15 protein-coding genes are annotated in these 13,937 nt (G+C 67.5%); 6 read left to right on the top strand and 9 right to left on the bottom strand.

Translation table 11 applies throughout. The features are described 5' to 3' along the window. Window positions 1–86: 86 nt before the first annotated feature. The gene (locus PSS76_RS14315) at window positions 87–2,642 is read left to right on the top strand and encodes an ATP-dependent Clp protease ATP-binding subunit (RefSeq protein WP_005515718.1); all 2,556 of its coding nucleotides are present in this window, start codon (window positions 87–89) and stop codon (window positions 2,640–2,642) included. 51 nt (window positions 2,643–2,693) lie between these two features. Here the strand turns inward: PSS76_RS14315 and PSS76_RS14310 are convergent, their stop codons facing one another. Then, the gene (locus tag PSS76_RS14310; protein WP_231849555.1) at window positions 2,694–3,320 is read right to left on the bottom strand and encodes a nucleoside/nucleotide kinase family protein; all 627 of its coding nucleotides are present in this window, start codon (window positions 3,318–3,320) and stop codon (window positions 2,694–2,696) included. Between the two features lie 89 nt (window positions 3,321–3,409). Here PSS76_RS14310 and PSS76_RS14305 point away from each other — a divergent pair, with 89 nt between their 5' ends. Next, window positions 3,410–5,005, top strand: a complete 1,596-nt coding sequence (locus PSS76_RS14305; protein ID WP_013414793.1) for an MFS transporter — start codon at window positions 3,410–3,412, stop codon at window positions 5,003–5,005. A gap of 6 nt (window positions 5,006–5,011) precedes the next feature. Here PSS76_RS14305 and PSS76_RS14300 read toward each other — a convergent pair whose 3' ends face one another. Then, window positions 5,012–5,659, bottom strand: a complete 648-nt coding sequence (locus tag PSS76_RS14300) for a hypothetical protein (RefSeq protein ID WP_022593975.1) — start codon at window positions 5,657–5,659, stop codon at window positions 5,012–5,014. 66 nt (window positions 5,660–5,725) lie between these two features. On the opposite strand from PSS76_RS14300, the gene PSS76_RS14295 reads away from it, so the two are divergent. Continuing rightward, complete coding sequence (locus PSS76_RS14295; protein WP_013414795.1) at window positions 5,726–6,160, top strand: OsmC family protein; 435 nt, start codon at window positions 5,726–5,728, stop codon at window positions 6,158–6,160. Window positions 6,161–6,211: 51 nt separating this feature from the next. Here the strand turns inward: PSS76_RS14295 and PSS76_RS14290 are convergent, their stop codons facing one another. The 7 genes from PSS76_RS14290 to PSS76_RS14260 all read right to left on the bottom strand — a co-directional run bounded on the left by PSS76_RS14290 (window position 6,212) and on the right by PSS76_RS14260 (window position 9,955). Then, window positions 6,212–6,544 (bottom strand): SH3-like domain-containing protein, encoded by a 333-nt coding sequence (locus PSS76_RS14290; protein ID WP_005515712.1) that lies wholly within the window; start codon window positions 6,542–6,544, stop codon window positions 6,212–6,214. Further along, a complete protein-coding gene (gene scnC, locus PSS76_RS14285; protein ID WP_013414796.1) occupies window positions 6,541–7,215 on the bottom strand; it encodes a thiocyanate hydrolase subunit gamma in 675 nt (224 codons plus the stop codon). The genes PSS76_RS14290 and scnC overlap by 4 nt, the downstream gene beginning before the upstream one ends. A 9-nt stretch (window positions 7,216–7,224) precedes the next feature. Continuing rightward, window positions 7,225–7,524 (bottom strand): SH3-like domain-containing protein, encoded by a 300-nt coding sequence (locus tag PSS76_RS14280; protein WP_005515709.1) that lies wholly within the window; start codon window positions 7,522–7,524, stop codon window positions 7,225–7,227. After that, window positions 7,521–7,955 carry an SH3-like domain-containing protein gene (locus PSS76_RS14275; RefSeq protein ID WP_005515707.1) on the bottom strand — a complete coding sequence of 145 codons (435 nt, stop codon included), beginning with the start codon at window positions 7,953–7,955 and terminating at the stop codon, window positions 7,521–7,523. The genes PSS76_RS14280 and PSS76_RS14275 overlap by 4 nt, the downstream gene beginning before the upstream one ends. 69 nt (window positions 7,956–8,024) lie before the next feature. Beyond that, window positions 8,025–8,843, bottom strand: coding sequence for a CbtA family protein (locus tag PSS76_RS14270; RefSeq protein ID WP_275793200.1), 819 nt, complete (start codon window positions 8,841–8,843; stop codon window positions 8,025–8,027). Next, entirely contained in the window at window positions 8,834–9,028 is a 195-nt protein-coding gene (locus PSS76_RS14265) for a CbtB domain-containing protein (protein ID WP_013414798.1), read from the bottom strand. The genes PSS76_RS14270 and PSS76_RS14265 overlap by 10 nt, the downstream gene beginning before the upstream one ends. Before the next feature lie 318 nt (window positions 9,029–9,346). Continuing rightward, the gene (locus PSS76_RS14260) at window positions 9,347–9,955 is read right to left on the bottom strand and encodes a DUF4352 domain-containing protein (protein ID WP_022593979.1); all 609 of its coding nucleotides are present in this window, start codon (window positions 9,953–9,955) and stop codon (window positions 9,347–9,349) included. A 167-nt stretch (window positions 9,956–10,122) separates the two neighbouring features. On the opposite strand from PSS76_RS14260, the gene PSS76_RS14255 reads away from it, so the two are divergent. The 3 genes from PSS76_RS14255 to PSS76_RS14245 all read left to right on the top strand — a co-directional run bounded on the left by PSS76_RS14255 (window position 10,123) and on the right by PSS76_RS14245 (window position 13,929). Further along, window positions 10,123–11,367, top strand: a complete 1,245-nt coding sequence (locus PSS76_RS14255) for a sensor histidine kinase (protein ID WP_013414799.1) — start codon at window positions 10,123–10,125, stop codon at window positions 11,365–11,367. 42 nt (window positions 11,368–11,409) lie between these two features. Next, window positions 11,410–12,072, top strand: coding sequence for a response regulator (locus PSS76_RS14250; RefSeq protein ID WP_005515691.1), 663 nt, complete (start codon window positions 11,410–11,412; stop codon window positions 12,070–12,072). Window positions 12,073–12,246: 174 nt separating this feature from the next. Next, window positions 12,247–13,929 (top strand): class I adenylate-forming enzyme family protein, encoded by a 1,683-nt coding sequence (locus PSS76_RS14245; protein WP_337456273.1) that lies wholly within the window; start codon window positions 12,247–12,249, stop codon window positions 13,927–13,929. Window positions 13,930–13,937: the final 8 nt, after the last annotated feature.

Here is a 13,937-nt window from a genome sequence, read left to right as displayed (position 1 = left end):
TCAGCCTGTTGTGCCGGAGCGAAACGCGGCGGGAGGACCGAGACGCAGGTCTCGGAACTGATTGCCGGAGAGTGTGAGGGAGAGCGATGTTCGAGAGGTTCACCGATCGCGCGCGGCGCGTCGTCGTCCTGGCTCAAGAAGAAGCCAGGATGCTCAACCACAACTACATCGGCACGGAACACATCCTGCTGGGTCTCATCCACGAGGGTGAAGGCGTGGCGGCGAAGTCGCTGGAGTCGTTGGGTATCTCCCTCGAAGGTGTCCGCAGCCAGGTAGAGGAGATCATCGGCCAGGGTCAGCAGGCCCCGTCCGGACACATCCCCTTCACTCCGCGTGCCAAGAAGGTCCTCGAGCTCAGCCTCCGTGAGGCGCTGCAGCTCGGCCACAACTACATCGGCACCGAGCACATCCTGCTCGGCCTGATCCGCGAGGGTGAGGGCGTCGCCGCCCAGGTCCTCGTGAAGCTGGGTGCCGACCTCAACCGTGTCCGCCAGCAGGTCATCCAGCTGCTGTCGGGTTACCAGGGCAAGGAGCCGGCCGAGGCCGGCGGCAGCCGCGGCGAGGCGGGTACCCCGTCGACGTCGCTGGTCCTCGACCAGTTCGGCCGCAACCTCACCCAGGCCGCCCTGGAAGGCAAGCTCGACCCCGTCATCGGCCGTTCGAAGGAGATCGAGCGCGTCATGCAGGTGCTGAGCCGCCGTACCAAGAACAACCCTGTCCTGATCGGTGAGCCGGGCGTCGGCAAGACCGCGGTCGTCGAGGGCCTCGCGCAGGCCATCGTCAACGGCGAGGTCCCGGAGACCCTCAAGGACAAGCAGCTGTACACGCTGGACCTGGGTTCGCTGGTTGCCGGCAGCCGCTACCGCGGTGACTTCGAGGAGCGCCTGAAGAAGGTCCTCAAGGAGATCAACACCCGCGGCGACATCATCCTGTTCATCGACGAGCTGCACACGCTGGTCGGTGCGGGCGCGGCCGAGGGCGCTATCGACGCGGCCTCGATCCTCAAGCCGAAGCTGGCCCGCGGTGAGCTGCAGACCATCGGTGCCACCACCCTCGACGAGTACCGCAAGTACATCGAGAAGGATGCCGCCCTCGAGCGCCGGTTCCAGCCGGTGCAGGTCGGTGAGCCGACGGTCGAGCACACCATCGAGATCCTCAAGGGTCTGCGCGACCGCTACGAGGCGCACCACCGCGTCTCGATCACCGACAGCGCGCTGGTCGCGGCGGCCACCCTGGCCGACCGCTACATCAACGACCGCTTCCTGCCGGACAAGGCCATCGACCTCATCGACGAGGCCGGCGCCCGAATGCGCATCCGCCGGATGACCGCACCGCCGGACCTGCGCGAGTTCGACGACAAGATCGCCGACGCCCGCCGCGAGAAGGAGTCCGCGATCGACGCGCAGGACTTCGAGAAGGCCGCGAACCTCCGCGACAAGGAGAAGACCCTCGTCGCGCAGCGTGCCGAGCGGGAGAAGCAGTGGCGTTCGGGTGATCTGGATGTCATCGCCGAGGTCGACGACGAGCAGATCGCCGAGGTGCTGGGCAACTGGACCGGCATCCCGGTCTTCAAGCTCACCGAGGAGGAGACCACGCGTCTGCTCCGTATGGAGGAGGAGCTGCACAAGCGGATCATCGGCCAGGAGGACGCCGTCAAGGCCGTCTCCAAGGCGATCCGTCGTACCCGCGCCGGCCTGAAGGATCCGAAGCGTCCGTCGGGCTCGTTCATCTTCGCCGGCCCGTCCGGTGTCGGTAAGACCGAGCTGTCCAAGGCGCTCGCGAACTTCCTGTTCGGCGAGGACGATGCCCTCATCCAGATCGACATGGGCGAGTTCCACGACCGGTTCACCGCGTCGCGTCTGTTCGGTGCCCCTCCCGGCTACGTCGGCTACGAAGAGGGCGGCCAGCTCACCGAGAAGGTGCGCCGCAAGCCGTTCTCGGTGGTCCTGTTCGACGAGATCGAGAAGGCACACCAGGAGATCTACAACACCCTCCTGCAGGTGCTCGAGGACGGCCGTCTCACCGACGGTCAGGGTCGTACGGTCGACTTCAAGAACACCGTGCTGATCTTCACCTCGAACCTCGGTACCTCGGACATCTCCAAGGCCGTGGGTCTGGGCTTCTCGGCGGGAACGGGCAGCGAGTCGAACTACGAGCGCATGAAGCTCAAGGTTCACGACGAGCTCAAGAAGCACTTCCGCCCCGAGTTCCTCAACCGTATCGACGACATCATCGTCTTCCACCAGCTCTCGCAGAACGAGATCATCCAGATGGTGGACCTGATGATCGGTCGCGTCGAGGCGCAGCTGAAGAACAAGGACATGGACATCGAGCTGACCGAGCAGGCCAAGTCGCTGCTCGCGAAGCGCGGCTTCGATCCCGTCCTGGGTGCGCGACCGCTGCGTCGCACCATCCAGCGCGAGATCGAGGACCAGCTGTCGGAGAAGATCCTCTTCAACGAACTGGGCCCGGGCCAGATCGTCCTGGTCGACGTCGAGGGCTGGGACGGCGAGGGCGCCGGCGAGAACGCGAAGTTCACGTTCCACGGATCCCCGAAGCCGGTCAAGGTTCCGGACTCGCCTGCCGAGGCGCTGGCCGGTGCCGGTGACTCCACCCCCTCCGAGGGCGGTTCGGCCGAGTAGGTTCACGTAAAGCGACGCCCCGCGAGCGAAAGCTCGCGGGGCGTCGTCGTGTCACGAGGCCTGAGTCCGAATCTCGGTTCCGGTGAGGGCAGAGCTCGTCGACACCGTGACGTGGGCGGCGCGCCGGGTGCGGTCCGGTCCGAACAGCGCCGATTCCTGCCGCGCCCACCGGTCCCAGTGCGGGCGGAATATCTCGCCGTCCCGTTCCAGTGCCCGACGCATCCGGTCGTCCGGGTGGGCGTCGACGAAAACCCGGACCGCGAAGTACTCCCGGGCGACGCCGCACGTCGACCCGGCGCCGTCGACGACGAGGTACCGGTGACGGCGGACGGCACGCCACTCCGCGTAGTCGCCGCGGTGCCAGTCGTACCGGCGGTACCGCGGGATCCGGCCGTGCCGGGCCGGGGAGAGGACTTGTCGGACCAACCGCGGAACCGCGGCGGCGAGGCCGTCCCAGCCGGGGTACAGGTCGTCCATGCGAACTGTCGGGGCGTCGTCCAGCGCCGCGGCGACCCGCGCGGCAAGCGTCGACTTGCCGCCGCCGGATGGTCCGTCGATGCCGATCAGGATCGGTCCTCGTCCGCGGTGCCGGAGATGGCGCCTGTGCGCGGCGTGCGCGAGCGCGACGATTCGGGCCGTGCTCTCGGCGAGCGCCGGGAGGTCGGTGTCGACGGTCATGGGCAGCACGCTATGCCAGATCCGGGGCTCGCCGGCGCAGCATCGGCATTTCGGGCCACGCACCGGTCGGGATGGTGTGGACTGGCCGGATGACATCCGCAGCGGCGGGGACTCGTCCCGCTCGGGCCCCACTCGTCCTGGCGGCGCTGATCCTCGTCGCCGCTGTGGCGAACCTGAACCTGGCGGTCGCGAATGTCGCGTTGCCGGACATCGGCAAGGCGTTCGACGCGAGCCAGACGCAGCTCAACCTGATTGCCGTCGGCTACTCGGTAGGACTTGCAGGTTCGGTGCTCTACCTCGGAGCACTCGGCGACCGGTACGGGCGCAAGATGATGCTGGTACTGGGGATGGCGCTGTCCGTGCCGGCATCCGTCATCGCCTCGACGGCGCCGACCGTCGAGGTGTTGATCGTCGCCCGACTGCTCGGTGGCGTCGCGGCCGGCATGGCCTTCCCGACCACTCTCGCGTTGATCACCGCGCTCTGGTCGGGGCCGGGACGGACGAAGGCGATCGCGTTGTGGTCCGCGATCGGTGGCGGTATCTCGTCGCTCGGCCCGCTCGTGTCCGGGGCCCTGCTGAAGTCGTTCGAGTGGGGCTCGGTGTTCCTGGTGACGGTCCCGTTGGCGCTGGTGGCGCTGGGCGCGGCGGTGGTGTTCGTGCCGAGCCACGTCAACGAGTCCGCCGACCCGGTCGATCATCTCGGCGGCATCGTCTCGGTGATCCTGGTGGCGGCGCTGGTGCTGGGAATCAACTTCGCCCCCGTCGCCGGAATGCGTACGACGGCACTGTCGATGTTGTCGGTGGCTCTGGCCGCCGGGGTGGCCTTCGCCGTCCGGCAGCTACGCGCGAGGTTCCCTCTCTTCGACCTGCGGGTGGCTCGCCGCCGCATCTTCTGGGTCGCGGCGGTCGCGGGCATAGTCGTCTTCGGAACGCTCATGGGGACCTTGTTCATCGGACAGCAGTTCATGCAGAACGTGCTCGGGTACTCGACGTTGGCGGCAGGATCGGCCGGTCTGCCCGCCGCAGCCGTCATGGTGGTGGTCGCCCCGCAGTCCGCGAAGCTCGTCGAGTCGCACGGTGCCAGATTCACGTTGCTGCTGGGGTACGCGGCGATCGTCCTGGGACTGCTGGTGGCGCTGTTGTTGTGGAAGGAGGACGCGCAGTACTGGAAGATCGCGCTCGGCTACATGTTCCTCGGAGCGGGTGTGGGTCTGGCTGGTACGCCCGCCTCGCATTCGCTGACCGGGTCGGTGCCGGTGTGGCGGGCGGGAATGGCGTCGGGCACCGCGGACCTGCAGCGCGACCTGGGCGGAGCCATCGTGCAGTCGGTGCTCGGCGCGCTGCTCACCGCCGGGTACGCGGCGTCCTTCGCCGCCGCGATCGCCGCCGCCCCGCAGTCCGGTGACGTCGGTGACCAGACCCAGGCGGCGCTCGAGAAGTCCTTCGCCGGCGCCGAGAACGTGGCGGAGCGGTACCCGCAGTACGCGGACGCGATCACCGCTGCCGCCCGCGCAGCGTTCCTCGACGGGGACTCCCGGGCATATGTCGCGGCCATCGTGATCGTCCTGGTCGGCGCATCGCTGGTCTTCTTCGCCTACCCGCGCCGCGACGGGGAGCGGGAACTGCTCGAGCGCTATCGCGAGATCGACCGGGCGGCAGCCGAGCGCGCCGAGTCGCGGTCCTGAGCTCCGTCAGTCCCCGGCGCCCGTCGCCACCCGGGGCGACGACGGCCGCATCAACAGTGCCGCGGCCAGGAAACACAGCGCCCCGATCAGCGTGCCGAGGTTCGCGGCCGTCGCGCTCTCCGGCCGATGCGTTCCGGGGACGAGCAGGGCGCCCGCCGCGGACACCCCGAAGGCGACCGAGCCGATCGCGCCGAGCCACGTGCTGCCCCAGTTCCGCGCGTGCGGATCCCACAGCCCGTCGACGTCCGTGGTGGCGACGACGGCGAGCGCTGAGGCCACGAGGAAACACAGCGAACCGAACACGTCCGGCTGCCAGACGAATTCGCGGTGCTCGGGCACGGTCAGGCTGTGTACGAGGGCGGCGCCGGTGCTGACGTTGAACAGCAGGGTGCCGACGAACTGCACGAAGGCCGACCACCAGTCGTACCGGTCCACCCGTGATGTCGAGGCGGTGGGAACCAGGCGTCCGCTCAGCCGGAGTTGGATGAAGGCGGCAACGGTGAAGAACAGAGAGCCCACGAAGTACGTGAGGTTGTCGGCCTCGCTGCCCACCCTCGTCGCGTAGCCCGGGAGCGCGCCCACTGCGAACAGGATCGAGCCGATCGCGAAGCCGAGCGATTCGCGGCGTAGCCCGACCTTCTCCAGCTGTCCCATGCAAGTACACGATAGGGGGTAGTTTGCGAGGAGGACGTGGACCTACCGACGAGAGGGGATCTGCACATGCCCACACGCACCGCACGTACCGCCTGGAACGGGACACTCGAAAAGGGTTCGGGTCAAGTGGAACTCACCAGTTCGGGAGTCGGCACGTTCGAAGTGTCGTTTCCGAAGCGGGCAGCGGACGATGCCGGGGGTACGACCAGTCCCGAGGAGCTGATCGCGGCGGCGCACTCGTCCTGCTATGCGATGCAGTTGTCGGCGTTGATCGGGGAGGCGGGCGGTACCCCGCAGAGCCTGGACATCCGCGCCGACGTCTCGCTCGGGCCGGACGACCCCGGATTCAAACTGACCGGCATCGTACTCACGGTGCGCGCAGAGGTCGACGGCCTGGACGCTGCGGGGTTCGCCCGCGTCGCCCAGGCCGCCAAGGAGTCCTGCCCGGTGAGCAAGGCTCTGACCGGCGTCGCCATCACGCTGGACGCCGCGCTCGAGTAGCCCCCTGGTTGTGAGCGCTCGAACGTACTGGGGCGGAAAGGTTCCCGATTCTCAGGTGCGTTCGAGCCTCGCCCGGATCTGTTCCATCTTCGCGCGTAGTTCGTCCTGGCTGACGATGCCGCGATCGAGGAAGGTATGCGCGGTGGTGATGGCTGACCGCGAGTGCACCGGGAACTGGCTGTAGATGGTTTCGCCGAGTTCGTCCTCGGTGTGGCGGCGTTCGAGGTTGTCCCACGATCCGCGCCACGACAGGCACTCGCAGGTGGCCTGCATCGCCGACTCCCAGGGATCGGGCTTGCGGTCGGTGTCGTCGAGGTCGCCGGCTCGTTCGTTCCCCGGTTGCAGTGTTCGCAGAATGACCTCGTAGCCCTGTGTCGCGGTCATCGGCCGCCTCCTGCCGACGGTGCCTTCGATGCGTCCCAGTCCGCCGTGGGCAGTGCCACGCCGATCATCGTGTCGCGGGTGACGATCTTCTGGAGTTGTTCCTCCGTCCAGCCCTCGGTGCCCTCCGGTCGCATCGGCATCACCATGAACCGGGACTTCTGGTTGGAGTCGTGCACGCGCACTTCGACATTCGACGGGAAGTGCAGGCCGAACTCGGCGAGTACCTCGCGGGGACGGCGGACCATGCGACGCCGGTAGTTCGGCGTCCGGTACCAGTCCGGCGACATGCCGAGCACGGGCCGCGGATAGCACGAGCACAGGGTGCACACGATCACGTTGTGCACCTCGGGGGTGTTCTCGAGAACGTAGAAGAACGTGTAGTCGCTCGGTGTGCCGCTGCCGGTCGGGTCACGCCAGTCGATACCCACCTCCTTGCACGTCTCGGTGCCGTTCTCGAGCAGTCGCTTCTTGAACTCGGGGTCGGTCCAGGCCTTGGCTACCAGCTTGGATCCGCCTGAAGGCCCGATGGATTCGGCCCACTCGGAGAATCGGCGGTGGTCCTCGGCCGAGAAGAGTCCCTTCTCGATGGCGAGCTCGCGCAGGGCGAGCTCGAGGACCTCGAACTCACTGATCTCCTCGGAGGCCTGGATGGGCTTGTGTGGATCGCTCACTTCTCCTCCTCACTCGTTCGTCCCGGCAGGCCGGAGCCAGCCTTCTGCGCACTCGGTCTCGAGTGTGTCGACGGGGAACCCGGTGTAGCGGGGCCACAGATCGGTCTGCTTGAAGCGGACGACGTAGAAGGGTTCCTTGCGTCCGGTCTCGAGCTTGTCGAACGCCTCGTCCTCCGGTATCACCCACTCGGGGCGGTGTTCGACGACGGTCCCTTCCTGATTGCGCACGAACGCCTGTGTGCGGGTGTGGAACAGGCTCGTCTGGTCCTTCACGACCACGCGGTCGCCCACCTTGAACTTGGGGGTCATTTCCGTTCCTCCTGAAGCCGGGCGCGCACTTGGTCGACGCGGTCGCAGAGTTCGTCGAGGGGGATGAGGCCCTTGTCGACCATCACCTTGGCCGCCACGGTGAGCCATCGGGCGTAGTACGGATAGCCGAAGTACTGCGTCTCGCCGAGATCGACCTCGGCCCGCCGACGCATCTCCGCATTCCACGAGCCCCGCCAGGCCAGGCACTCGCAGGTGACGTAGGTGTTCAACTCCCACGCCTCTTCGCCCTTCTCCAGGTACGGGACCGAGAGCGCGGGCTGCCCGCCGACGTCGTGGAGGACGTGCCGCAGGACGTCGTACCGTGCGTTGGAGATCGTGTACGGCGAATCCTGGACGTCGTGCTCCGCTGGTGCGATCTTGGCCAGACCATCGGTGAGCGTTTGGAATCGGGCTTGGTTTTCGGTGGTCATGGAGGTCTCCCTTCCATGTGGGTTCGGGGTGCTTGTGCGGTCGTTTTCGAAACCTCGCCAGTGCCCCTCCTACGGTCGCGCTGTGCCGGTCGTCGTCGCGTCGTACACGGCAGTGGGAACCGGCCCGTGAGTCGCCCTGCGCTGTGCGCGTTCGGTGAGGAATGCGAAGGTGAGGCCGAGGCACAGCCACAATGTCGCCTGGGTCGCCAGCGACGAGATTCGGAACTCCCACAGCAAAGTTGCGGGGAAGTCGTCTCCCACCTCGTTCACACTCGGCAGCAGGAGGTAGCCGACCGTCACGATCACCAGGAACGTGAGGATCGAGGCGCCGACCCTGATCGTCCAGTACCTCTGGGAGACACGGATCTTCGCCGTGTACACCGCCGCGCTGACTGCGAGCAGTCCGAGCGCGAGCGCCGCCAACCACAGCCAGGTTCGCTGGTCGATCGTCTCCGGGTCGCCTACCGCGGGTGGGTTCGCCGGGTACTTGAAGAACGGCACCGCCTCGACCGCGAGCCAACCTCCTGCGGCCAGACCGAGTGCCAGCAGCGGACCCGCCACGGTCGTGAACCGTCTCGCGTAGTGGGCGACGACTCCGAAGATCGCGCCGATCGCGATACCGGCGAGAGTGGTCGCCAGGAACAATCCCGCGCGCTGGCCGTCCCGTGAGACGAGCGCGTCGTCACCGTGCGAGTGTGCCGCCGTCCCGGCTTCGTGGTCGTGTGATCCTTCGGCGTCGGCGGCGGGAGCCGACTCCTCGATGGCGATCGCCGCGGCGACGTGTGGTTCGCCGAGTGCGAAGGCCACGGCACCGGTCAGCACGCCGGCGATCAGTCCCGCGAGCAGGCCGCGGAGCAGCAGACTTCGCAGCGATCCTGCTAGTGGCATGGGAGCCCCAGGAGGTGCCGGCCGTCGTGCATCAGTTCGTGCATGTACATTCCGCTGCGCGAGATCGCGCCCTGATCGAATCCGACCAGGTAGAGGGTGAGCAGCGCGACGAGCACGACGCCGACCGCGACGAGCGCGATTCCGAGCGATTCGATTGCCCTGTCGGGACTGTGGACGAGAGTCATGTTTCCTCCTGGGGTGCGCCCCGGAGCGGGTGGGAGAGAGGGGCGGATCCGGCACCGAGGCCCAACCGTGCGAGCGGCCCGGCGGATCAGGATCCGAAGGCGGCGTGCAGTCTTGCCCGACGACGAGCCGACGGGGGTCGAGTGGCCTGCTCTTCGGCGTCGGATCGAGGGCAGTTCCGACGCTACACGCGACGGTTCCACGCCTGCACGCGGTTGTGCTGATCGCACAACCGCGGGGACGGACCGGACACCGTGAGAGTGGCGGGGCTCGGCGACCCCTCGACGCCGAACCCCGCCGAGCACGGGACCTGCCGACAACTACTGCAGCAGAATCGATTCACCGCCCGAGAAGACTGAATCGTGTACTTCGAGCACTGCGGGGACGGTTCCGGCGGGCACGTCGAACACGATCGTGGCGTCCACGGAGTTGCCGGGATTGATCTGTTCGAACGGCACACCCTGGTCGAGGGTGAAGGTCGCCATGTCGTCGACCGAATACTGCCGTCCCTGTGCGTCGACCATCTTCTGTGCCGAGGTGGTGAAGCTCTGCTCCCGATCGCCGATGTTGCGGACGGTCATCCGTACGAGGACGAACTGCCCCTGCGCCTTCTCGGTGAGGTACTCGTTCGTCCCGACCGTGGGAACTCCGGCTTCCACCCCGTGCACGACGAACTCGAACTTGCCGTCGCGGACAGGGGTTCCGATCCGGGCATCCGACGGTCGTTCGACGGCGGCGCCGGCCTCGCGGGCTTCCCGAGTGGGGCCGTCGCCCGATCCTCCGGTGGCCGCGACGATCGCGATGATCGCGACAACGGCGACGCCGAGCGAGGTCAGTACCTTGTGTCGGCCGAACCAGTTCTTCTTCGCGGGTGGGGGAGGCGTGTAGCCGGGTTGCTGCGGATGCGGGAACTGCTGCGGAGCGCTCACCGAGCTTCCTTTCGATGTTCGTGGCGCGCAGTCGGGTGGCGGCGCGCGTCGTGCTGTGACGAGCACATCGCAGTGGCGCTGTCGGCGTCTTCCTCCTCATGGACCGATCGTCTCCTCATTTCGTACTGTTCGCGCCTGCGACGATCCGACCTCCGTCGGATGCCGCGGTGTCGGTCGAATTGCGTACCGTCCTCCTCGTGAATCCCGAGAGAGCTGTGCGGATCCGGCGTCGAGTGTGGACCGTGCTCGCGGTGTCGTTCAGTGCGTTCTGCTCGCTCATGACCGTCGGGCTCGCGTCGATGTCGGCGAACACGCCGGCGTGGAACCACGGGGTGGGACTCGTCCTCAACCTCGTCGCCGCGGCGGCACTGGTGTGGCGGCACGAGCGTCCCTGGCTGGTGCTGGCGATCGCGCTGGTCGGCCCGATCGTGTTCGAGACCGATGCCACCGCCGCTCTCGTCGCGCTCTTCGCAGTTGCCGGGGTTGCACGCGGATACCGGTTGGCCGGTGCGGCGGTCGCGGTCTGGGTGGCGTGCGCGGTGTCCCTGCTGTACGACGCGCATCGCCTGCGTGAGTACTCGGTTCTCACGATGGCCTCGGAGAAGCCCGAGGACGGCAGCCCGATGCCCCAGTACGTCGTCGCGGCGTGGATCCCGCTGCTGGTCGCGGCGATCGTCGTCGCCCTGGTTCTGGCGTCGGCGACCGTGGTTCGTACGCGGAGCGCGCTGGTGGAGGCGGAACAGGTGCGAGACGCGGCGACCGAACGCAGCGACGTGATGCGCGACGAGATGATCCGGGCCGAGGAACGGACCCGGATCGCTCGGGACATGCACGACACGCTGGCCGCCGGTCTGAGCCGCATCTCGCTGTTCGCGGGAGCCCTGCAGGTCAATGCTGCCGACGATCCGGAGAAGGTCGTCAACTCGGCGGCACAGATCCGAGCCACCGCCCACGAGTCGCTCGACGATCTCAAGAGCATCGTGGGGGTCCTGCGCGGCACCGGTGGTCCCCAGCAGTCGGCCCGGCACCAGGGAATCGACGCGGTGCCCCAGTTGGTGCAGGCGGCCCGTGCCGCCGGCATGCACTGCACACTGGCCACCGACCTCGCACCGGGTGACGTGGGTGTGTTGTCGGGGCACGTCTGTTTCCGCGTGGTGCAGGAGTCGTTGACCAATGCCCAGAAGCACGCGTCCGACCAGATCGTCGCGATCTCCCTCGAAGGTGCACCCGAGCGCGGGATCCGGATCCTGGTCCGGAACGCGTTGAGCAACAGTGTCACCGAAGTCGGAGTCGGATCGAGGACCGGGTTGCGCGGGCTGGCGGAGCAGGCGCGGGAGATCGGTGGGTCCTTCGAGGCCGGGCGTATCGGATCGGAGTTCGTGGTGAGTTGCTGGGTTCCCTGGACTGCTTGATCGGCCGGAAATGTCGGTGTCGGCCGCTAATCTGTCCACACTATGGAAGACCTTGGGGGAATTACGGTTCTGATCGTCGACGACGATCCGTTCGTTCGACGGGGGGTAGCGGACATTCTCGAGCCTGCACAGGACATCGTGGTGGTGGGGTGTGTGAGTGACGGCGACGAGGTGCCTGCCGCGGTGGCGTCGCTGCAGCCGCACGTCGTGCTGATGGATCTGAAGATGCGCCGGACAGGCGGTCTCGAGGCGACGCGCAGCCTGATGGAGCTGGAGTCGCCGCCGAAGGTGATCGCGATGACCGCGATGGACGTGGACGACCTCGTCGTGCAGGCCGTCGCGGCCGGTGCGCACAGCTTCCTGAGCAAGGACGAGGCCCCGCTCACCTTCCATCAGTCGGTCCGTGTGGTGGCGTCGGGAAACACGCTTTTCAGCCCGGAGGCCCTGCGGCGCATAGTGTCCGAGAGCGAAGGGACGGCTGGTTCGACGCCGGTGGTACGCCCCGATCTGAGCAGGCTCACCGAGCGGGAGCGGGAAGTCCTGACCGTGCTCGCCGAAGGTGAATCGAACGCGGACATCGGCCGCCGGCTGTTCCTCGGCGAGACCACGGTGAAGTCGCACGTATCGGCGATCTTCGAGAAGCTCGGTGTGCGCAATCGTGTCGAGGCCGCCCTGCAGGCCTACCGAGCAGGCCTGGTCGTCTGACCTGGACACTTGCCCTACTTCGTGGGATTCGTCTGATTTCCGCAGGTCGTGCCCTATCCGATGGTCTGCGACTCGCGCAAGTAACCCGACCGTGATAAATCTAGTGACCTAGATCACACATCCAGTGGAGTGACGGCTGTCGGGGACGTCGGATCGCGAGACCAGGGAGGGCACATGGGGAGCCTGAAGATTCACCCTCAGATCCGCATCGACGACTACACCAAGTCCGGTGTCTGGACTCAGGACACCGTCCAGCAGTTACTGGCCGAAAGGGTGCGAGAGCGAGGCAGTCAGCTCGCGGTCGTCGACCCGGTGGACAAGTCCGAGTACGTGGACGGGGTCCCCGGCCGGGTCACCTGGGCCGAGTTGGACGCCGAGGTCGATCGGCTCGCGGCGATGCTGTTGCGCGCCGAGGTCCGTGCCGGTGAGGTCGTCGGTGTCCAGCTGCCCAACACCGTCGAGCAGATCGCCGTCGTGCTGGCCGTCTGGCGGATCGGGGCGATCGTCTCGCTGCTCGCCGTTCACTCGACCGAACCCGAGATCGTCGAGGTGTGCAACGAATCGTGTGTGAGCGCCTTCGTCACCGCGGCTCGGATCGGCTCCAATCACGTTGCCGAACGGGTGATCTCGGTGCGAACGCAGATCCCGACGTTGCGGACCGTTCTCTCGTACGGCGTCGGCGTGCCGGACGGTGTCGTCCGGATAGGCCACGGCGTCGCCACCGCCGCGGACATCGCAGAGGTTGCGGCGCACGTCGCGGCCGACAGTCCCGCGGCGGACGACTGCATCGCGATCTGCTGGACGTCCGGCACCGAGGGCCGGACCAAGGGCGTTCCGCACGCGCACTGCGAGTCCCTCGCCCACGCGCGTGGTGTCGTCGAGGCGGCGGGCCTCACCGCCGACGACGTGATCCTCAACCCGTTCCCGATGATGACGTCGGCGGGAATCATCGGGACGATGCTGCCCTGGCTGTCCACGGGATGTGTTCTGGTGCAGCATCAGCCGTTCCGTTTGGACGTGTTCGTGCGGCAGATCGCCGAGGAGAAGGTCACGTACACGGCCGGACGCCCGTCGATGCTGGCCGCCGTCGACGTCATGGAGGGGCCGTCCGTCGACCTGTCCACCCTCACCCGGATCGGGGTGGGCGCGGGGCCGCTGGACCCGCAGACCGTGCAGCGCTGGCGGGAGCGGTACGGCGTGGAACTGGTGAACTTCTTCGGCACCATCGAAGGTGTCACGCTGCGGTCCGACCCCGACGCCCGCTCGGACGATCGGCCGCACGCGATGCTGTACCCGCGTTCCGGTCACGGGCGGGGCACCGTGCTCAAGCTGGTCGATCAGCAGACCGGTGCCGAGATCGTCGATCCCGGTGTGCTCGGCGAACTACGCGTCAAGGGGCCGACGGTGTTCTCCGGGTATCTCAACCCGGCGCGCGACCGCGACCCGTTCGATGCGGACGGTTTCCTGATGACCGGCGATCTGTTCGTGATCGACGGCCCCGACGACGCCTATCTGCGCTTCGTCGACCGGGCGTCGGACATCATCCGGCGGGGCGGCGTGCGGATCGGGTCGGTCGATCTCGAGACGATGATCGCCGAGCATCCGGCCGTGTCGGACGCTGCGGTGATCGGCTGCCCCGACGGTCGGCTGGGTGAGCAGGTGGTCGCCGTCGTGGCGTGCCGGCCCGGCGCCGCCATCAGTCTCGAGGAGATCGGGCAGTTCCTGGTGGATCGCGGTATCGATCCCGGGGAGACGCCGCAGCGCCTGGTGATCGCAAAGGGGTCCGCGGGGTTGCCCCGCAGCAGCACCGGCAAGGTGCTCAAGCGCGTCCTGAGGGAGGAACTGGCGCGGCGCTGACCGGTCCG

The sequence above is a fragment of the Prescottella sp. D32 genome, assembly GCF_037287305.1.
GTDB lineage: Bacteria > Actinomycetota > Actinomycetes > Mycobacteriales > Mycobacteriaceae > Prescottella > Prescottella equi.
This window is presented reverse-complemented; position numbering and strand designations above follow the sequence as displayed.